At 75.5% G+C, this 22137-nt stretch carries 4 protein-coding genes; all 4 read right to left on the bottom strand.

Translation table 11 applies throughout. The features are described from left to right. Positions 1–12: 12 nt before the first annotated feature. The 4 genes from OO60_RS33805 to OO60_RS33790 are packed head-to-tail and all read right to left on the bottom strand — an operon-like array spanning position 13 to position 22127. Positions 13–855 carry a 3-hydroxyacyl-CoA dehydrogenase family protein gene (locus OO60_RS33805; RefSeq protein ID WP_033262873.1) on the bottom strand — a complete coding sequence of 281 codons (843 nt, stop codon included), beginning with the start codon at positions 853–855 and terminating at the stop codon, positions 13–15. Between the two features lie 35 nt (positions 856–890). Next, positions 891–9791, bottom strand: a complete 8901-nt coding sequence (locus OO60_RS45165; RefSeq protein WP_162186958.1) for a type I polyketide synthase — start codon at positions 9789–9791, stop codon at positions 891–893. Between the two features lie 8 nt (positions 9792–9799). Next, a complete protein-coding gene (locus OO60_RS33795) occupies positions 9800–14230 on the bottom strand; it encodes a type I polyketide synthase (protein ID WP_003073936.1) in 4431 nt (1476 codons plus the stop codon). Between the two features lie 28 nt (positions 14231–14258). Continuing rightward, positions 14259–22127, bottom strand: coding sequence for a type I polyketide synthase (locus tag OO60_RS33790; RefSeq protein WP_033262872.1), 7869 nt, complete (start codon positions 22125–22127; stop codon positions 14259–14261). Between the last annotated feature and the right edge of the window lie 10 nt (positions 22128–22137).

Below are 22137 nucleotides of genomic sequence, written 5' to 3'. Positions count from 1 at the left end.
GGGTGACGGGATTCAGCTGTAGGTGTAGAAGCCGCGGCCGGTCTTGCGGCCGTGCAGGCCGGCGTCGGTCATCTGCTTGAGCAGCGGGCAGGGGCGGTACTTGGAGTCGGCGTAGTGCTCGTAGAGGACCTCGACGCTGTAGAGGATCGTGTCGACGCCGATCAGGTCGGCGGTCTGCAGCGGGCCCATCGGGTGGCCGAAGCAGCCGCGGAACACCTCGTCGACCGACTCGGCGGTGGCGACGCCCTCGTGCACCAGGTAGGCGGCCTCGTTGACGGTCAGCATCAGCACGCGGTTGGACACGAAGCCCGAGGCGTCCTTCACGTCGACCCAGCGCTTGCCGATGCTGGTGAGCAGCTCGCGGGTGCGCAGGATGGTCTCCGGCGTGGTGTGGAAGCCGGGGATCAGCTCGACGACCGGCTTCTGCGGCACCGGGTTCATGAAGTGGACGCCGATGACGCGGCCCGGGTTCTTGCCGACCGAGGCGATCCGGGTGATCGGCACGGCCGAGGTGTTGGCGATGATCACCGTGTCCGGGCCGCACACCTCGTCGAGCTCGGCGTGCACCGCGGCCTTGATGTCCCAGTCCTCGGTGACGTTCTCGACGAGGATCTCGGTCTTGTCCAGCGCGGCCAGGCCGACCGCGGTGGTGATCCGGGCGAGGATCTCGTCCGCGTCGAGCGCGGGGCCGCCCATGAGCCGGCTGAGCCGGCAGTTGCGGGTGATCGCGGCCCGCGCCTCGTCGAGGATCCGCTCGTCTTTGTCGACCAGCACGACCTCGTGGCCGGCGGCGGCGAAGTCCTGGGCGACGCCGATGCCCATGACGCCGGCGCCCACCACTCCCGTGACTGCCATGACTGTTCCCTTTCTGGTGTGCGGACTGGGTGATTTCAGGCCCGGCGCCGTCGGGCGGCCGCGGCCTTGATGCCGGAGCGGCGCAGCTGTCCCTGCGCGGCGCTGTCGGGTGCGGGTTCGGGGGTCCCGCGGTCACCGGCGGCGATCTTCGCGAGCGCGGCGACGGTCGGGGCCTCGTGGATGATGTGCGGCGGCAGTTCCGCGTCCGGGAAGCTGGTGCGCAGCGTCGCCAGCAGCGAGATGCCGAGCAGGGACGTGCCGCCGAGTTCGAAGAAGTTGTCGGACGCGCCGACGCGGTCCAGGCGCAGTGCCTCGCACCACGCTTCCGCCACCGCGCGTTCGGCGTCGCCCTCGGGCTCCTGGAACGGTGTTACCAGCTCCGGCCGCGGGTGCCGGTCGGCGGTCGAGCCGCCGTGTGCGGCCGACGTGACGGCGTCGACGCTGAACCGGGCCGCCACCGCCGTCACCGCGTCCAGGTCCTGAGTGGACACTACGACGTGCGGTTCGCCCGAGGCCAGTGCCCGCAGCAGCGTGCGCCAGCCCTGCTCGAAGTCGATGCCGAACTTGGCGCGGTGCTCGCGGAAGTAGGTCTGGATGTCCTCCTCGTACCCGGAAAGCCCCTCGTCCCAGGCGTTCCAGGTCCACTCGCCCCACGAGATCGACACCGTGCGGCCGCCGTGGGAGGCGGCGTAGGCGTCGAGCCAGGCATTGCCGGCGCAGTAGTCGACCTGGCCGGGGCCACCGCCGGTGACCGACGTGATCGAGGAGAACAGCGCGACGAAGTCGAGGTCCAGGCCGTCGGTGGCCGCGCTGAGCGCCCGGGAGCCGGGCAGCTTGGGCGCGAGGACCTGGTCGGCGTCGCCGGGTTGCTTGAACTGCATCAGCCCGGTACCCGGCACGCCCGCGGTGTGCAGGATGCCGTGCAGCGCCCCGAACCTCTCGACGGCCACGGCGACCGCGCGCCGGACGTCGGCCTCCTCGGCGACATCGCCTTCGACGACCACGACTTCACCGCCGAGGGCCTCGATCTCCTGCACTCGGGCGACGCGGTCGCGGATCGTGCCGGGCACCTCGTCGGTGCCGTCGGCGATCCCGGCCCAGCGCTCGCGCGGCGGCAGGCCGCGGCGGCCGAACAGCACCAGCTTCGCGTGGCTGTCGCGGGCCAACCGCTCGGCCATCGCGAGCCCGATCCCGCCGAGGCCGCCGGTGATCAGGTAGACGCCCTCCTCGCGGAGCACGTCCTTGGCCTGCTCGATCGGCTGCGGCGCCAGGACTTCGTAGCCGGGCAGCCAGCGCCGCGACCCGCGCAGCGCGACGGTCCGGCCCGGCGCCGGGCGGTGCAGCTCGGCGACCACGGCGGCGGCACCGGCGGCCGCGTCGACGTCGATCAGTCGCGTTTGGACCCCCGGGTACTCCATCGGGATGACCAGGTTCGGGCCGACGAGGGTGGCCGCGTCGGGCCGCAGCTCGCCGTCGTGCAGGACCCGCTGGGTGCCGGTGGCGGCCAGATCCAGGGTCCAGCCGCCCAGGCCCAGTTCGCCGGCCGCGCGGGCCAGCGCGACGAGGGTGTGCAGGCCGAGGGACAGCGAGTCGCCGTCGTCGAGGTTCCACAGGTGGACGACCCGGTCCAGGCGGGTGCCGCCGCGCTTGAGGTCGCGCAGCAGCTTGAGCAGGTCGTCGACGTCGCCGGGGCGGACGGTGGCGTCCGGGCCCGGCCGGTACCCCGCGCCCGGCCGGACCACGGTCACCGGGTCGCCGGTGCGGCGGATCCCGTCGAGGACGTCCTCGGCGAGGCCGGGACGGGCGAACACCAGCCAGGACGCGGCCTGCGGCGCGGCGGGCGCGGCCGAGGTCTGGCGCCAGGTGGGCAGGTTGATCCACTGCTCCTCCGGCAGCAGCGGGATCCGGTCGAACTCCTCCAGGGGCCCGTCCGCGGGCGTCTCGATCCGGTGGGTCCCGGTGGCCGGCTTGGCCTCGATCCAGTAGCGCTGGCGCTGGAAGGGGTACGTCGGCAGCGGCACCCGGCCCGGGGCGGTGCCGCGGTAGACCGGCGTCGCCGTGCCCCGGCCGTGGTAGGCGGACCAGTCGAGGTCCGCGCCGAGCAGCCACAGCCGGGCGAGCGCGTCGGTGAGCACCTCGTCGGCCGGTCGCGGGTCGTCGGCGGCGGGCAGCGTGGCGGTGATCAGCGGCCAGCGCGTCGCCGGGCTCAGCCCGCGCAGCAGCGCGCCGAGCGACGGGCCGGGACCGATCTCGACCACGGCCAGGTGCTCGTCCGCGAGGAGTTCGGTGGCCGCGTCGGCGAACCGGACGGTCTCGCACATGTGCCGCGCCCAGTACCCGGGGTCGGTCGCCAGGTCCGCGGTCACCGGCGACCCGGTCACGTTGGACAGGTAGGGCAGCTCGGGCGCGTTCAGGGTGACGTTCGCGGCGATCCATGCGGTCAGCTCCGCCGCGGCCGGGGCCAGCAGCCGCGAGTGGAACGCATGGCTGGTGCGCAGCGGGCGGCACGGGACATCGGCGGCCCGCAGGTCGGCGGCCAGCCGCTCGATCGCCGCGCTTTCCCCGGCCACCACGACCAACTCGGGACCGTTGACCGCGGCGATGTCGAGGCCCGCGAGATCGAACCGGACTGCCAGATCGGTGACGGACAGCGGAACGGCGGCCATGGACCCGCCCGGGAGCGCGGCGATCAGCTCCGCGCGCTTGGCGACCAGCGCCAGGGCGTCTCCGAGGGAGAGGACCCCGGCCAGGCAGGCGGCGACGTACTCGCCGAGGCTGTAGCCGAGCATCGCGGCGGGCCGCAGCCCCCAGTCCATCAGCGTCCGGGCCAGCGCGTAGTCCACGGCGAACATCAGCGGCTGCGCCAGCTCGGTCTGCTGCAGCCGGGCGGCGCGCGGGTCTTCGTCGCCGCCGCGGCCGAGCAGCGCGGCCAGGCTCGGCCCGCCGCCGCGGGCGCCGGTGACGAGGTCGCCGTCGAGGTGCCCGAGGCACTCGTCGAGGTGCGCGCGGAACACCGGCTCACGCCGGTACAGCTCGCCCACCAGGCCCGGGTACTGCTCGCCGACCCCGGCGAAGAGGAACGCCACCGGCCGGTCCTGCACCGGCTCCACGCGGGTCGCCGGGGCGCCGGCCAGTGCCGCCGCCGCACCGTCCACATCGGACGCTACGACCACCCGCCGGTGTTCGAACGTCTTGCGCCCCTCCTGCAGGGTGAACGCCACGTCCGCGAGGCGCGCGTCCGGGGTCCCGGCGAGGTGCTCGCCGAGGCGCCGGGCCGCCGCGTCGGCGGCGTCCGCGGTGCGGGCCGAGACCGGCACCACCTGGTAACGGCGTTCGGTGTCCGGGTCGCCCGGGGGCGGCGCGGGCCGGTCCGGCGGCTGTTCGACGACGACGTGCACGTTGGTCCCTCCCATGCCCAGCGAGTTGAGCCCGGCGATCCGCGGGCGGCCGTCGCCGGTGTTCCACGGCGCGAGCTCGGCGGCCACCCGGAACGGGCTGTGCTCGAAGTCGATCTCCGGGTTCGGCGCGGTGTAGTGCAGCGTCGGCGGGATCAGGCCCTCGCGGACCACCAGCGACGCCTTGATCAGCCCGGCCGTGCCGGCGGCGCGGTCGAGGTGCCCGACGTTCGGCTTCACCGAACCCAAAGCGCAGTACTGCTTCTCGGCGGTGTCCCCGAACGCCCGGGTGAGCGCGGCGACCTCGATCGGGTCGCCCAGCTCGGTCGCGGTGCCGTGGGCCTCGACGTACCCGACGTCCTCGGCCGCGACCCGCGCGTCCGCCATCGCGTCGGCGATCACCCGCGACTGCCCGCCGACGCTCGGCGCGGTGTAGCCGACCTTGAGGGCGCCGTCGTTGTTCATCGCCGAACCGCGGATCACCGACCAGATGTGGTCGCCGTCGCGCAGCGCCGCACCGAGTTTCTTGAGGACGACGACGGTGGCGCCGTCGCCGAACATGCTGCCGTGGGCCTGGGCGTCGAAGGTGCGCACGTGCCCGTCCGGCGACTCCTGGCCGCCGGGGGAGTGCAGGTGCCCGATCCGGTCCGGCACGCGGACCGAGACGCCGCCCGCGAGGGCCATCTCGCAGTCGCCGGCCCGCAGGCTGCGCATCGCGGTGTGCACCGCGACCAGCGACGTCGAGCAGAACGTCTGCACCGCCATGCTCGGGCCGCGCAGGTCGAACAGGTAGGACACGGTGGTGGTGAGCGCGTCCTTGTCGTTGCCCATCACCAGCTCGTAGATGCTGGCGTCGGCGTCGGAGGTGAACTGCCCGGCGATGCCGAGCAGGTAGGTCGAAAGGTTGCAGCCGCCGAACACGCCGACCCGGCCGCGTTCGCCGGGCTTCGCGTACCCGGCCCCCTCCAGGGCTTCCCAGCAGACCTCGAGGAACAGCCGCTGCTGCGGGTCGGTCAGCGCGGCCATCCGCGGGCTGAGGCCGAAGAACGCGGCGTCGAAGCCGGTGACGTCGTCGAGCACCGGCCGCGCCGGCACGTACGCCGGGTCGCGGACCTGCGCCGGGTCGACCCCGGCGGCGATCAGCTCGTCGGGGGTGAAGAAGGTGATCGACTCGACGCCGTCGCAGAGGTTGCGCCAGAACTCGTCGATCGTGCCCGCGCCGGGGAACCGGCCGGCCATGCCGACGATGGCGATGTGCCGGTCCAGCTCGTCGTCGTCCGGATCCGCCACGACGACCGGCGCCGCCGGGGCCACGACCTGCGCCGGAGCCTGCTCGTCCAAGGTTGCCGCGAGCGCCTGCACGGTCGGCAGCTCGAACAGCGTCACGGTCGGGATGGCGACCCCGAAGCGTTCCTTGACCAGCGCGAGCATCTGCAGGGCGAGCAGCGAGTTGCCGTTGAGGTCGAAGAAGTTGTCCCGGGTGCCGACCGGTTCGACACCGAGCACGGACGACCAGACCTCGGCCAGGCCGCGTTCGGTGGCGCTCATCGGCGGGACGTAGGGCTGGGGCAGGTCGGGCCGCGGGAACCGGTCGGCCGTCGGCTTCGCGACCACGCGGGCGCCGGGAAGGCGCTCGTCGAGCCCGCCGGCGGCAACGATCACGGCCGGGCCGGGGTGGGCGGTGAGGCGGTCGAACGCGGCCAGCGCCTGGCTGCGGGTCATCGCGTGCTGGGCCATGGAGGCGCCGAGCCGGGCGTCGAGCCGTTCGAGGGTGCCGGGCCAGGTGTCCCAGGCGGCGGCGAGCCACCCGGGACGGCCGTGGGCCTCGGCCAGCAGCGCCGCGTTGGCGGCGGCGTAGCTGCCGAAGGTGACCCCGCCGAGCAGGGCCGACGTCGACGAGAAGAGAAGTGTCCACTCGGGACGATCGGGTTCCCTCAGCTCGTCGAGGGCCGCAGCCAGCGTGCGAGCGCCGCCGACCTTGGCGGCGAAGTGCCGGGCGATGCCCGCTTCGTCCACTTCGGACAGAGCGCGGAACCCGGCGGGGTCCGAGTCCGCGGCGGCGTGGACGATGCCGTCGAACCGCTCGGTGAGCAGCGCCCGCACCGCGGCGGGATCGCCGATGTCCACGCGCGGGGTGTCGACCTCGGCGCCCAGGGCACGCAGCCGGGCCACCGCGGCTTCGGTGCCCCCGCTGCGGCTCGCCAGGACGAGCCGGCGCGCGCCGCGGGTGGCGAGGTGCTCGGCGATGGTCAGCCCGACCCCGCCGAGACCGCCGGTGATGAGGTAACTGCCGCCGGCGCGGATCGCCGGCGGGGCGGCGGGTTCGGCCGGCCGGTGGCCGGGGACGAGCCGCTGGTCGCCGCGGTAGGCCACCAGCGGGGTGCCGGGGGAGCGCAGTTCCGCGGCCAGCACGGCGGCGGCCTCGGCGGGGCTGTGGGCGGGGTCGAGGTCGACGGTGCCGGCGTCGAGGTTCAGGTGTTCCTGGTTCGCGACGACCGGCAGCACGGCGACGGCCGCCTGCGCCGGGCGCACCGGGCCGTCCCCGGCCGCCTGGCCGGCGCGGGTGGCGACGAGGACCCGGACCGCGCGCGAGCCGTCCCCCGCCGCCGTGGCCAGGGTGCGGGACACCGCGTGCACCGCCGCCACGTCGTCGTCCAGGTCGAGGACCGACAGGTCGACCACCGTGTCGGCGTCGGCCACTTCGGCCACCGCACCGAGCAGCGAGGTCAGCGCCGCGGCCACCCCGCCGGTGTCCGGCAGGATCGCGACCCGGCCGGTGGTCCCGGCCGCGGGCGCGGGCTGCGGCCGCCACGACGGCGTCAGCAGCTGCACGTGCTCGTCGGGCTCGGCGGCCAGGCGCGGGACCTCCGGGGTGACCGTGCCGGGGGCGTCGATCCAGTAGCGCTCGCGCTGGAACGGGTACCCGGGCAGGCCGACCCGCCGGGCACCGCGGCCGCCGCGGACACCGGTCCAGTCGAGGTCGACGCCGGCCAGCCACAGCCGTCCGGCCGCCTCGGCCAGCGCCGTGGGGGCCGGGACCGGGTCGTCGGCGCCCGGCAGCGTCGGGATCACCGACGCCCAGCGCTTCGGCGGGCACGCCCGGTGCCCGCGCACCATCGCGCCGAGCGAGCGGCCCGGGCCGAGCTCCAGCAGCACGGTGTCCTCGTCGGCCAGCAGGGTGGCCAGCACGTCGTCGAACCGGACGGGCGCGCACATGTGCTCGGCCCAGTACGCCGCTTCAGGCGCCTCGGTGACCAGCTCACCGGTCACGTTGGAGACGTACGGGATCGTGGGTGCGTTGAGGGTGACGTTCGCGGCGATCCACGCGGTCAGCTCGTCGCGCAGCGGGGCGAGCTGCCGGGAGTGGAAGGCGTGCGTGGTGGCCAGCGGCCGGCACGGGATCTCGTCGGCGGCCAGGGACGCGCTCAGCGCGGCGATCGCGTCCGGGGTGCCGGACACGACGGTCAGCTGGGGGCCGTTGAGCGCGGCGATGTCGAGGTCCGTGCCCGCGATCCGGGCGCGCACGTCGCCGTCGGCCAGCGGCACGGCCGCCATCGCCCCGCCGGGCAGCGCGGCGATGAGCTTGGCCCGGTGCGCCACCAGCTTCAGCGCGTCCTCGAGCGAAAGCACCCCGGCCAGGCAGGCGGCCACGTACTCGCCGAGGCTGTAGCCGGCCAGGACGCCCGGCTCGACGCCCCACGACCGCACGAGCTGCGCCAGCGCGTACTCGACGGCGAACAGCGCGGGGTGCAGCACGTCGGTGCGGTCGCCCGGACGGTCCGTCCCGGTCGTGCGGCCCAGCAAGGCGGCCAGGCCGCCCGCGGTTTCGCGCTCGCCGAGCATGCCGGCCAGGAAGTCCGTGTCCAGCAGGGCGCGGCAGCGGTCCAGCTCGGCCCGGAACACCGGCTCCGTCTCGTACAGCTCCGCGGCCAGGCCCGGGTACTGCTCGCCGGTGCCCGCGATGAGGAACCCGGCGCGGCGCCCGGTCCCGGCGTCGCTCGACGCCGACACCGCGCCTTCGCGGAGTGCCTGCGCCGCCTCGGCAGCCGAACCGGCCACCAGCACCCGCCGGTGCCCGAACGTCGTCCGTCCACTTTGGAGTGTGTGGGCGACGTCGGCGAGCGCGTCGCCGGAGGTCTCCAAGTGGGCGGCGAGATTCGCGGTGGCCGCGTCCGCGGCGGCGGCCGAGCGGGCCGACCACACGAGCAGCTCGGGGCCGGTCGCCGCCGTGGGAGCGAGGAGCGGTGCCTCTTCCAGCACGACGTGGGCGTTCGTGCCGCCGATGCCGAACGCGCTGACCCCGGCGCGACGCGGCACGTCGGTGCGCGGCCACGAGGTGCGCTCGGTGACCACGGTCAGCTCGGCGTCGCCCGCGGTGAGCTGCGGGTTCGGCGTGCCGAGGTTGCGCGTCGGCGGGATCTCCTCGTGGTGCAGCGCGAGGGCGGCCTTGATCAGGTTGGTCACGCCGGCGGCGCGGTCGAGGTGCCCGACGTTGGTCTTCACCGAGCCGATCCGCACCGACCGGCCCGCGAAGACCTGCTGCAGCGCGGCGATTTCGGCGGCGTCGCCGAGTGCGGTGCCGGTGCCGTGCGCCTCGACGTACCCGATGTCCTCCGGCTCCAGCCCGGCGGCGGCCAGCGCCTCGGCGATCACCGTGGCCTGGCCCTCGACGCCGGGTGCGGTGAAGCCGACCTTGCGGCCGGCGTCGTTGTTGACCGCCCAGCCGCGCAGCACCGCGTACACCCGGTCGCCGTCGGCGAGCGCGTCCTCCAGGCGGCGCAGCGCGACCACGCCGACGCCGCCGCCGAGCGGGGCGCCCAGGCCCGCGGCGTCGAACGCGCGGCACTCGCCGTCCGGCGGCGCGATGCCGCCCTGCTGGTAGAGGTAGCCGACGCGGTGCGGCACGCCGATCGACACGCCACCGGCGAGCGCGACGTCGCATTCGAAGTTCGCCAGGCTGCTCGCCGCGACGCACACCGCGACCAGCGACGTCGAGCAGGCGCTCTGGATGCTGAACGCGGGACCGGACAGGCCGAGGGTGTGCGAAACCCGGGTGGCCAGGGTGTCCTTGTCGTTGCCAAGGGCGATCGCGATCTCGCCCATCTCACCGGCGGCGTTCGCCGGCGTCAGGTTGTGGGTCAGGTAGGTGCTCCACGCGCAGCCGGCGAACACGCCGATCGCGCCGTCGAACCGCGCCGGGTCGCAGGCCGCGTCCTCCAGGGCGTGCTGGCTGTGCTCCAGGAAGAGCCGGTGCTGCGGGTCGAGGATCTGGGCTTCCTTCGGGTTGATGCCGAAGAAGCCCGCGTCGAAGTCCTCGACGCCGGTGACGACGGCACCCGCCTTGACGTAGGCCGGGTCGCCGAGCCGGTCGGCGGGGACGCCCGCGGCCAGGAGCTCCGCGTCGGTGAAGCGGGTGATGCCGGAGCGGCCGGCGCGGACGGTCTCCCAGAGCGCGCCGACGTCGTCGGCGCCCGGGAAGCGGCCGGCCATGCCGACCACGGCGATGTCCGTGGGCGAGATCTCGCTGCTGGTGTCGGTCACGGTGTCCCTCATTTCCGGGTGCCGGCCAGGCGGCGGCGCTGGCCCCGCGCGGATCCGGTGGTGGCCGCCCGCGGGGCGGGGGCGTCGGTGTCGGTCAGTGCGGCGGCGAAGGCGGCCACGGTGGGGTGGCCGAAGAGGACGGCGGGCGCGATCTTGCGGCCGAGGCGCTTCTCCAGCGCCGCCACCATCGCCATGCCGACCAGCGAGTTGCCGCCGAGGTCGAAGAACGGGTCGTGCACGCCGACCGCGTCGATGCCCAGGAACTCGCCCCAGACGCCGGCGATGTCGGTCTCGAGTTCGCCGCGCGGGGCGGCGTACTCGGTGCGCAGCGGCGGCCGCGGGTAGCGCGATTCCGGCGCCGGTGCCGCTTCGAGGAGCCCGCCGAGGTCGTTGAGCTCGGCCAGCTCGCGGCGGGCCGCCGTCAGGTCCTGGCGCAGCGCGACCACCGTGCCGCGGAAGCCGTTCCCCGCGAGCCTGTCCAGCACGGCGCAGCCGGCTTCGGCGGAGAAGCCGTAGCGGCGGCGGTAGGCGAGGCGCGCTTCGCCGGTGGCGGCGTCGGCCCAGGAGTCGTGCTGCCAGTGACCCCAGGCCACGGTGACCACCTGGGTGTCCGCTGTGGACAGTGCGGCGCCGTGCGCGTCGAGGACGCTGTTGGCCGCGCAGTAGTCGGCTTCGCCGATGCCGCCCACGACCGTGACGATCGAGGAGAACAGCACCAGCCGCCGGGGCCGGGCTTCGAGCAGCGGGCCGACCGCGTGCACCTTCGGGGCGAGTGTCCGGTGCATGTCCCCGGCGGTGCGGCGCTGGGCGAGTCCGCCGCCCGGCAGGCCGGCGGCGTGCACGATCGAGTCGAATTCGCCGAACCGGGCTCGGGCTTCGGCCAGTGCTTTCCGCAGCTGGTCCGGGTCGCCGGCGTCGGCCTTGAGCACGAGCACCTCGGCGGTCAGCTCCGCGAGGTCGCTCGGGTCCGCCTCGCCGGTGCGGCCGATCAGGGCGAGCCTGCTCGCGCCGTGGCGGGCGAGGTGCTGGGCGACGATCATGCCGAGCCCGCGGGTGCCGCCGGTGATCACGTGCGTGCCGCCCCAGTCCGGGGTGACGTCGTCGAGGGTGATCTCGGTGTACTCCTGGAGGCGGCGGCGTCCGCCGCGCCAGCCGGTGAGCACCGGTTCTGCCGCGGCGTCGCCGGTCCAGGGGCGGGCCAGCTCCGCCAGGAGGTGCTCGGCCGGGGTGCCGGGTTCGACGTCGACGCCGCGCCACCGCAGGCCTGGGTACTCGGCGCGGACGCCGCGGCCGAGGCCGTGCACTGCGGCGGCGTCCGGGTCGGTGAGGTCGCCGCCGGTGATCTCGGTCGCGCCGGTGGTGACGGTGAGCAGGCGGACGTCGTGGCCGTCGAGGGCCTGGACGGTCCGGAGGAGCTCGTCGAACCCGCCTTCGTGGACGACGTGCAGGGGCTGGGGCAGCGTCCCGGGGTCGGTGCCGACGGTCATCCCCGCCTGCACGGCCAGCGCGGCGAGTTCGGCGTTCGTGGTGATCAGCGAGCCCTGCGGGGTGGCCGTGGGCCGCGTGGGGTCGAGGCGCCAGACCGGGGCGTAGAGCCGGCCGTTCTCCTCCGCCGGCCCGGCCTGGGTGCGGGTCGCCTGCGGCCAGAACTTCGTGCGCTGGAAGGGGTAGCCGGGCAGCGACACGGTCCGGCCGGCGTGCCCGGTGCCGAACTTCGCCGGCACGCCGAGTTCCCACAGGCGGGCGAGGGTCTCCAGCAGCGCGGTGCCTTCGGCCGGGCGGTTCTCGACGGGCCAGGGCGCGGGCAGGGTGCCGAGCACGGCGGGCCTGCCTTCGGTGAGGTTCTGGCGGACCAGGCCGCCGAGGGTCTGGCCGGGGCCGAGCTCGACGTAGGCGTCGACGTCCTGGCCGGCGCAGTGCCGGACCCCGTCGGCGAACCGGACGGGGTGGCACAGGTGGCCGGCCCAGTACTGCGGGTCGATCGCTTCGGCGTCGGTGAGGACGGTGCCGGTGGCGTTCGAGACGACGGGGATCCGCGGTGCCTGCCGCGGCACCGAGGCGACCAGCTCGGCCAGCTCGGCGCGGGCGGGTTCCAGCAGGGTGGAGTGGAACGGGTGGGCCGAGCGCAGGGCCCGCGCGGCCAGCCCGGCGGCCTTCAGGCTCGCCGCGGCCGCCTCGATCTCCCCGGGCGGTCCACTGAGGACGGTCATCTGCGGGCCGTTGAGCGCGGCGACGTCGACCCGGGTGCCGCGGACGGCTTCGGCGACCTGCTCCGCGGACGCGGCGACGGCGAGCATCCGCCCGGCCGGCGCGCGCCCGATCAGCCGGGCCCGCCCGGTGACGACGTGCAGGGCGTCGGCGAGGGTGAAGACCCCGGCGAGGCAGGCGGCGACGTACTCGCCGAGGCTGTAGCCGACGAGCAGGCCGGGCTTGACACCCCGGTCGGCGAGCAGCTGGGCGAGGGCGTACTCGACGGTGAAGAGGAGGGGGTGCGCGACTTCGGCGCGGTCGAGGAGTTCGTCTTCCTGCCCGGCGCCGAAGAACGTCGGCGCGGCGGCGGCGACCGGCTCCGCGAAGAAGGCGGCCTTCAGGCCGACGCCGCACCGGTCGGCGGCGATGGCGCAGCATTCGTCGACGGCTTGGGCGAAGACGGATTCGTCGCGGTAGAGCTGGGTGGCCATGCCGCGGTACTGGTCGCCGACGCCGGGGAGCAGGTAGGCGACCTTCGGCGAGCCGGGCTTGCGGTGGACGCCGGGTGCCTGTGCGGCGGCGGTCAGCTGCCGCGCAGCATCCTCGAGGCTGGTGGCGACGACGGCACGGCGGTGGTCGAGGTGCGCGCGGCCCTCGCGGAGCGTGTGGGCGAGGTCGGCCAGGGTCACGGCCGTGCTCGCCGGGGCATCACGCGTGATCAGCGGGGCATCACTCGTGACTGAGGGGGCATCACCCGCGGTCCGGGCGAGCCGAGAGAGCTGCGCGCGCAGCGCGGCTTCCGACGCCGCCGAAACCGGGACCAGTTCGGCGCCGGGGGGTCGTGAGTGAAAAGGAGGGTTAGAACCCTCTTTTTCACTCACGACCACCCGCGCCGCTTCCAAAACCAGGTGGGCGTTCGTCCCTGACCAGCCGAAGGAGCTGACGCCCGCCACCGCCGGGCGGTCGTGGTCCGGCAAGGGCGTCAAGCCGGCCGACGGGCGGACCGTCGCGTTCGCCAGCACCTGCTCCGCCGGGTCGCTCATGTGCAGGTTCGGCGGCACTTCGCCGTTCTCCAGCACCAGGACCGTCTTGATCAGCCCGGCGATCCCGGCCGCGGTGTGGGTGTGGCCGATGTTGGTCTTCACCGCCCCGACCGGCAGCGGCCGGTCCGCTGGCCGCTCGCCGAACACGTCGCCCAGCGCGCCCAGCTCGATCTCGTCGCCCAGCGGCGTGCCCGAGCCGTGGGCCTCCAGGAAGTCGACGTCGGCCGGGGCGGCACCCGCGTCGGCCAGTGCCCGGCGGATCACGTCGACCTGGGCGCTGCGGTTGGGGGCCGTCAGGCCGTTGCTGCGGCCGTCCTGGTTCACCGCCGAACCGCGGATCACCGCGCGGATGCGGTGGCCGTCGCGCAGGGCGTCGGACAGCCGCGCCAGCACCACCATCCCGCCGCCCTCGCCCATCATGTAGCCGTCGGCGCTGGTGTCGAACGTGTGGCAGCGGTCGGTCGGCGACAGCAGCGCGTTGCGGCTGCTGTAGACGTACAGGAACGGGTGCAGCGCCAGGAACCCGCCGCCGGCCAGCGCGTAGTCGCACTCGCCCGCCCGCAGCGCGCGGGCCGCGAGGTGCACCGCGACCAGCGTCGACGAGCACGCCGTGTCCAGCGAGAACGCCGGCCCGCGCAGGTCGAAGTGGTACGCCAGCCGCCCGGCGACGACGCTGGCGAGGCTGCCCTGGCCCATGTACGGGTCGGCGTACACGCCGGTGCCTTCGCGTTCGGCCGCCACCTGGCCGTACTGGAAGGCGTCGGAGAACCCGAGGAGCACGCCGGTGCGGCTGCCCCGCAGCCGGGGCGCCGGGGTGCCGGCGTCGTCCATCGCCTCCCACGCGAGCTCCATCAGCAGCCGCTGCTGCGGGTCCATCCGCAGCGCCTCCTGCGGGGCGTAGCCGAAGAAGGGGGCGTCCCAGCCGTCCACTTCGGTCAGGAAGGCGCCGCGGCGGCGGGTGCCGCCGGTGTCGGGCAGGTGGTCGAACCGCCCGGCGGGCACGTCGCCGACTTCGGCGGCGCGGCCTTCGCGAAGCAGCTTCCAGTACGCGTCGACGTCCGGGGCGCCGGGGAACCGGCAGGACATGCCGATCACGGCGATGGGCTCGCTCTCGCGGGCCTCGTACTCGGCCAGCCGGCGGCGCGCGCCCGCGAGCTCGACCGTCGCCCGCTTCAGGTAGTCGCGAAGCTTGTCTTCGCCGGTCATAACCGAACCCCTATTCGTTCGCAAAAGGTCAGAGCTTGTCGATGAAGGCGAAGAGCTCGTCATCCGAGGCGAGGTCGAGCGCCGGCTCCGCGCCGAGGCCGGCCAGTGCCTCCCGCAGCACGTCCGCCAGCCGGACGCGGTCCTCGGCGTCGGCGCCGGGCAGGACTTCGCCGAGGGCCTCGCGCAGCCGCTGCGCGGGGTCCGGCGGCGGTGGGAGCAGCTCGCCGAGCAGGTGCGCGGCCAGCAGCTCGACCGTCGGGTGGTTGAACAGCAGCGACGCGGGCAGCCGCAGCCCGGTGCCGGCCCCGATGCGGTTGCGCAGCTCCACCGACGTCAGCGAGTCGATCCCCAGTTCGCTGAACGGTTTCGCCACCTCGACCGACGCCGGCGACCGGTGCCCCAGCGCCGTGGCGACCTCCGTGCGGACGAAGCCGGTCACCGTCGCGGCCGCCGTTTCCCGGTCCAGCCCGGCGAGCTGCCCCGCCAGCCCGGCCGCGACCGGCGCGGCCGCGGCAGCGCGGCGCACCGGCGCGAAACTCCGCAGGACGGCAGGGATTTCGTCGGCCGCCCGCAGCGCCGCAGTGTCCCAAGTGGACGCCACGACCGTGCCGGACAGCCCCAGCGCGGCGTCGAACGCGGCGAGCCCCTGTGCCTCGCTGATCGGCCGGACGCCGGTCAGGCGCGAGCGGTCGGTGGCGGTCATCGCCGAGGTCATGCCGGTGGCGGTGTCCCACAGGCCCCACGCGATCGACACGCCCGGCAGCCCGCGGGCCGCCCGGTACTCCGCCAGCGCGTCGAGGGAGGCGTTGGCGGCGGCGTAGTTCGCCTGGCCGCGGTTGCCGAGCACCCCGGCGATCGAGGAGAACAGCACGAACGCGGCGAGCGGCTGGCCTTCGGTGAGCTCGTGCAGCAGCCAGGCGGCGTCGCGCTTGGGCCGCAGCACGGTCTCCAGCCGGGCCGGGGTGAGCCCGGTGAGGGTCGAGTCGGCCAGGACACCGGCGGCGTGCACCACCCCGGTGAGCGTCTCGCCCGCCAGCACGGCCGCCAGCGCGGCCCGGTCGGCGACGTCGGCGGCCGCCACCCGGACGCGGGCGTCCAGCCCGGCCAGCCGGGCCGGGACGTCCCCGCCGGAGCGGGAAACCAGCAGCAGGTCGCGGACGCCGTGCGTGGTGACCAGCCGTTCGGCGACCAGGGCGCCGAGCCCGCCGGTGCCGCCGGTGACCAGCACCGTGCCGCCACCGAAGTCCACTGTGGAGGGCTCGGCCGCGTACCGCGCCAGCCGGGGCACGAGCACCGCGCCGTCGCGGACGGCGAACTGCGGCTCGCCGGCGTCGAGCGCCGCGGACAGGGGCGCGCCGGGCCGGGCACCCGCGAGGGCGAAGCGGCCGGGGTGTTCGGCGATCGCCGAGCGCACCAGGCCCCACACCGGCGCGCCTTCGGGCGAGCCCGGGTCCTGCAGGAACACCAGCTGCGAGCCGTCGCAGCGCTCGTCGAGCAGCCAGCGCTGCACGAGGCCGAGCACGGCGGGCAGCTCGTGCGCGGTGGTGAGCACGACCGGCGGGACGACCTCCGGCAGCTCCGTGCCGATCACCGTCCACTCCCGGTCGGTGCCGCCGCCGACCGCGGCCGGCGTCCATTCCACCCGGTAGAGCTCGGCCGCCGCACTCGCCTCGGCGGCCGGCCGCAGCAGCAGCGACTCGACGCCGCCGAGCGGGGTGCCGTCGGTGTCGTAGAGGGTGACTTCGACCCCGGTCGTGGCCGAGCCGGACAGCCGGGCCCGCACCGAACCCGGCAGCGGCGCGGTGATCCGCAGCCCGCCGAAGGAGAACGGGAGCAGCAGTTCGGTGCCGTCGAGCACGAGGGCGTGCAGCACCGCGTCGAGCACCGCGGGGTGGGCGGTGAACTCGCCCTCCGCGGGCAGCTCCACCTCGGCGTACCGGTCGTCGCCGTCGCGCCACAACGCCGTGAGCCCCCGGAACGCGGGCCCGTACTCGTAGCCGCGTCCGGCGAGCCGCGCGTACGCACCGCCGAGGTCGACGGGCTCCGCCCCGAGGGGCGGCCAGGCCGGCAGGGGAGGGGGCGGCGGTTGCGCGGGGCCCACCGTGCCGGTCGCGTGCCGCGTCCACGGCCCGTCGCCGAGCCGCGAGTGGATGGTCAGCGGGCGGCGGCCGTTCTCGTCCGCGCCGCCGAGGCCGGCCTGGACCTCGACGACGCCCGAGGCGGGCAGCACCAGCGGTGCTGCCAGCGTCAGGTCCTCGACGCTCCCGCCGTCCGCTGCTTCCAGGGCCAGCTCGGCGAAGCCGGTGCCGGGGAACAGGACCGTGCCGCGCACCGCGTGCCCGGCCAGCCAGGGCAGCGAGGTGAGCGAGAGCCGCCCGGTGGCGACCAGGCCGTCGCCGTCGGCGACCGGGGTGGGGGTGCCGAGCAGGCCGCTTCCGCCGTCGGTGAGCCAGTAGCGCTGCCGGTCGAACGCCGAGGTCGGCACGTCCGGGTGGCGGGTGACCGGGCCGAGCAGCCGCGGCCAGTCGACCGCGGTGCCCCGGACGTGCGCGGCGGCGAGGGCGAGCAGGAACCGGCGGCGCCCGCCTTCCCCGCGGCGCAGGGTGCCCACGGCGGTGCCGTCGACGTCCGCGTCGGCCAGGATCTCCTGCACCGCGCCCGCCAGGATGGGGTGCGGGCTGACCTCGACGAACAGCGGCCGCCGGTAGCCGGCGAAGGCGCGCACGGCGGCGTCGAACCGGACCGGCTCGGCCAGGTTGCGGTACCAGTAGTCCGCGGTCAGCTCCGAGCCCGGCAGGAAGCCGCCGGTGCAGGAGGAGCAGATCGTGGTCGCGGTGTCGGCGGGCGCGAGCTCGCCGATTTCGGCGAGCAGCGCGTCACGGACGGCCTCGACGTGCGGGGTGTGCGCCGCGTACGCCACCGGGGTGCGCCGGATCTGGACGTCGGCGCAGGCGGCCGCGAACTCCTCGATCGCGGCCAGGTCGCCGCCGACCACGGTGCCCGCCGGGCCGTTGTCCACGGCGGGCCACAGGCGCCCGGCCCACGGCTGCAGGCGCTCCCGCACCTGCGCCACCGGCAGGCCGACGGCGAGGATCCCGCCGGTGCCGTCGAGCTCGGCGGTGAGCAGCCTGCTGCGCACGGCGATGATCCGGGCGGCGTCGGCGAGCGGCAGCGCCCCGGCGACGACGGCCGCGGCCAGCTCACCCTGGGAGTGGCCGACCACCGCGGCCGGAACGACCCCGGCGGCCTGCCACAGTCCGGCGAGGGCGACCATGACGGCGAACAGCACCGGCTGCACGACCTCGGTCCCCTCCAGGCCCGGCGCGCCGCCGTCGCCGGTGAGCACGTCGAGCACCGACCAGCCCGTGTGCGGGCGCAGCGCTTCGGCGGCGTCGGTGAGCAGCCGCGCGAAGTCCGCGTCCGCGGCGAGCAGCTCGGCGGCCATCCCCGGCCACTGGGCACCCTGTCCGGGGAAGACGAACACCGGCTTCGTGTCGCCCGCCGCGGTGCCGGTGACGAGCGCGGGGTGCGGGGCGCCGTCGGCGAGCGCGCCGAGGGCGGCCACCAGCTCGGCGCGGTCTTCGGCGACGACGACCGCGCGGCAGGTCCCGGGACGGCGGCGGGCGAGGATCGCCGCGGTGGCCGCGATGTCGTCATCGGACGCGGTTTCGGCGTAGGCGCGCAGCCGGGCGGCCTGGGTGCGGAGTGCGGTGCCGGTGTGGGCGTACAGGGGCCAGACGAGCGGCCCGGCGGGCGCCGCGGCCGGCGCTCCGGCCGGCACCGATTCCAGCACCACGTGCGCGTTGGTCCCGCTGATGCCGAAGCTCGACACGGCCGCCCGGCGCGGGCGCCCGTGGTCGGGCCACGGCTGGGCCGCCGACAGGACCTCGACCCGGCCGCTCGCCCAGTCGACGTGCGGGCTCGGCACGTCGGCGTGCAGCGTGCGCGGGATCGCGTCGTGCCGCAGGGCCTCGACCATCTTGATCACGCCGGCCACCCCGGCCGCGGCCTGGGTGTGACCGATGTTGGACTTCAGCGACCCCAGCCACAGCGGCGTTTCGCGGTCCTGCCCGTAGGTGGCCAGCAGTGCGTGCGCCTCGATCGGGTCGCCCAGCGCCGTCCCGGTGCCGTGCGCCTCGACGACGTCGACGTCCGCAGTGGACAGTCCGGCGGCGCCGAGCGCGCGGCGGATGACCTGCTGCTGCGCCTGGCCGTTGGGCGCGGTGAGGCCGTTGCTGGCGCCGTCGGAGCCGGTCGCGCCGCCGCGCAGCAGGGCGAGGACCGGGTGGCCGTGGCGGCGGGCGTCGGACAGCCGCTCCAGCACGAGCATCCCGGCGCCCTCGGCGAACGCCGTGCCGTCGGCGCCGGCGGAGAACGCCTTCGCGCGGCCGTCGGCGGAAAGGCCGTTCTGGCGGGTGAAGTCCACGAGGTTGCCGGGCGCGGCCATCACGGTGACGCCGCCGGCGAGGGCGAGCGAGCAGTCGCCGCGGTGCAGCGCGTCGGCGGCCAGCTGGATCGCGACCAGCGACGACGAGCACGCGGTGTCGACGGTGAGCGCGGGGCCGCGCAGCCCGTAGGTGTAGGCGATCCGGCCCGACGCGACACTGGGGGAGGTGCCGGTCAGGCGGTGGCCGTCGACCGATCCGGTCGGCTCGTGCAGCCGCGGGCCGTAGTCCATGGCCATCGCGCCGACGAACACACCCGTGTCGGTCCCGGCGAGGGCGTCCGGCTCGAGCCCGGCGCGCTCGATCGCCTCGTGGCTGATTTCCAGGAGCACCCGCTGCTGCGGGTCCATCGCCAGCGCTTCGCGGGGGCTGAGGCCGAAGAAGGCGGGGTCGAACCGGTCGGCGTCGTGCAGGAAGCCGCCGAACCGGGTGGCGCACGAGCCGGGGCCCGCCTCGCCGAGGAGCGTGTCGAGGTCCCAGCCGCGGTTCGCGGGCAGTTCGGTGACGGCCTCGCCGCCCGCCGAAACCAGGTCCCACAGCTCGGCGGGGGAGGTGACGCCGCCGGGGAAGCGGCAGCCCATGGCGACGATCGCGATCGGATCGCCGTGCTGCGGCGCGGTTTCCGCCGCGGGAGCGGGCTCGCCCGGCCGGGCCCGCAGGTGCGCGGCGAGGTGGTTCGGCGTCGGGAAGTCGAACAGCAGCGTGGTCGGCAGCTTGCGACCGGTCGCGGCCTGCAGCCGGGTGCGCAGCTCGACCACGCTCACCGAGTCGAAGCCGAGGTCCTTGAACGTGCTCGCGGGGTCGATGCGGCCCGCGTCGGCGTGGCCCAGGACGGCCGCGGCCGTGGCGAGCACCAGCTCCGCGACCTGTGCCGGGTCGACGGTGACCGGGGCGGCGGCGGCTTCTTCGCCGAGCCAGTGCCGGGTCCGCTGGAACGCGTACGCCGGCAGGTCCACCAGGCGCTCGCCCGGGACGTCCCACCGCACCCCGGCGCCGGCCACGAACGCCTCGGCGAGGCTGCGCCGGAGCCGGTCGCCGCCGCCGTCGTCCCGCCGCAGCGTGCCGACCACGGCCACGGTGCGGTCCTGGGCTTCGGCGGTCTCCTCGATGCTGCCCAGCAGCACCGGGTGCGGGCTGCACTCGACGAACCGCGCGCCGCCGGCCGCCAGGGCACCGGCGGTCGCCTCGGCGAACCGGACCGGGCACCGCAGGCTCTCGAACCAGTACCCGGCGTCGAGACCCGCGGTGTCGAACGGCTTTCCGGTGAGCGCCGAAACGAACGTGACCGATGTGGACACCGGCCGCACCGGGGCCAGCAGCCGCAGGATCTCCTCCCGCAGCGGGTCGACCGCCGCCGAGTGCGACGCGTAGTCGACCGGCAGGATCTTCGCCCGGTGGCCGGCTCCGGTGAGCGTGGTGTGCAACGCCGCCAGTGCGCCGGACGGCCCGGACAGCACCACCGACCGGGTGCCGTTCACCGCCGCCACCGACACCCCGGCCGGCAGCAGCGGGACGACCGTGTCCTCGGGCGCGCCGACCGACATCATCCCGCCGCCGCGCGGCATCCCGGCGATCGCCCGGCTGCGCAGGGCGACCACGCGGGCGCCGTCGGCCAGCGACAGCGCGCCGATCGCGGTGGCGGCGGCGATCTCGCCCTGGGAGTGCCCGACCACGACCGACGGCGTGAGGCCCGCGTCGCGCCAGACCTCGGCCAGCGACACCATGACCGCCCACAGCGCGGGCTGGACGACGTCGACGCGGTCCAGGTCGGCGGTGCCGTCGCGCAGGTCCGCCAGGAGGTCGTAGGCCACGAACCCGGCCAGCGCGGCCGAGCACTCCGCCAGCCGGCGGGCGAACACGGGCGAGTCGCGCAGCAGCGCACGGGCCATTTCCGGCCACTGCGAACCCTGCCCGGGGAACACCAGGACGTCGGCGCCGTCGACGGTCCGCCCGGTCACGACGCTGTCGGCGGGCGTACCGGCGGCCAGCGACGCGAGGTCGCCGAACACGACGGCGCGGTGCTCGAAGGCGTCCCGGGTGCGCAGCAGCGACCGGGCGACGTCGCCGTGCCCCAGCTCGGGGTGCTCGGCGAGGTGGTCCGCCAGGGCGCGGGCCTGGGCGGGCAGCGCGGCGGCCGAACGCGCCGAAAGCACCAGCGGGACGTCCTCGGCGACGACGTCTTCCGGCGGGGTGGCCGGGGGAGCTTCGGCGACGACGAGGTGGCAGTTGGTGCCGCCGACGCCGAACGAGCTCACCCCGGCGACGAGCCGCTCCTGCGGGCGCGGCCAGTTCCGGCTTTCGCGCACGACTTCGAGGTTCAGCGCCTCGAACGGGATCGCCGGGTTGGGCGTGGCGAAGTTCAGGCTCGGCGTGAGACGGCGTTCCTTGAGGCACATCAAGACTTTCAGCAGCCCGGCGATCCCGGCGGCTCCTTCGAGGTGGCCGACGACGGTCTTCACCGAACCGACCTGCAGCGGCGCCGGACGGTCCCCGGCGAACGCGGCCCCGAGGGCCTCCGCCTCGATCGGGTCGCCGACCGGCGTGCCGGTGCCGTGCAGCTCGACGTACTGGACGTCGGCCGGGGTGACACCGGCGTCCGCGCAGGCCAGCCGGATCACCTCGGTCTGCGCTCCGGCCCGTGGCACGGTGAGGCCGTCGCCGCCGCCGTCGTTGTTCACCGCCCCGCCCAGCAGGACGGCGTGCACGCGGTCGCCGTCCGCGAGCGCGGCGCTCAGCGGCTTGAGGAGGACCAGTCCACCGCCTTCGCCGCGGACGTACCCGTCGGCGCGGCTGTCGAAGGTGTGGCAGCGGCCCTGCGGGGACAGCGCGCCGAAGCGGTCGACGGTCTCGGTGCTGGCCTGCAGGAGGTTGAGGTTCACGCCGCCGGCGAGCGCGACGGCCGCGGTGCCGCGGCGCAGCTGCTCGGCCGCCAGGTGCACCGCCACCAGCGACGACGACTGTCCCGAGTCGACGGTCAGGCTCGGGCCGCGCAGCCCCAGCACGTAGGAGACGCGGTTCGCGATCAGGCTGCGGTGGGTGCCGGTGAGCGTGTGCGGGCCGGCGCCGAGGCGGTCGTGCAGCAGCGCGTAGTCGGCGGCGATCGCGCCGACGACCACGCCGGTGCCGCTGCCGCGCAGCGTGCCGGGCGCGATCCGGGCGTCCTCGCACGCCTCCCACGCGAGCTCCAGCACCAGCCGCTGCTGCGGGTCCATCGCCGCGGCTTCGCGCGGGGAGACGCCGAAGAAGGGCGCGTCGAAACCATCCACATCGGACACGAAGCCGCCGCGCCCGGTGCCGTCGCCGTCCGCCCACCGGCCCGGCGGGACCGGGCCGACGGCCTCGCGGCCCTCGGCCAGCAGCCGGCGCAGCCGCGCCGGGGAAGGGGCGCCGGGGAGCCGGCAGGACATGCCGACCACCGCGATCGGCTCACCGGGAGCAGGCAGGGAAGACATAGTTCACCCA

The sequence above is a fragment of the Amycolatopsis vancoresmycina genome, from assembly GCF_000716785.1.
GTDB lineage: Bacteria > Actinomycetota > Actinomycetes > Mycobacteriales > Pseudonocardiaceae > Amycolatopsis > Amycolatopsis vancoresmycina.
This window is presented reverse-complemented; position numbering and strand designations above follow the sequence as displayed.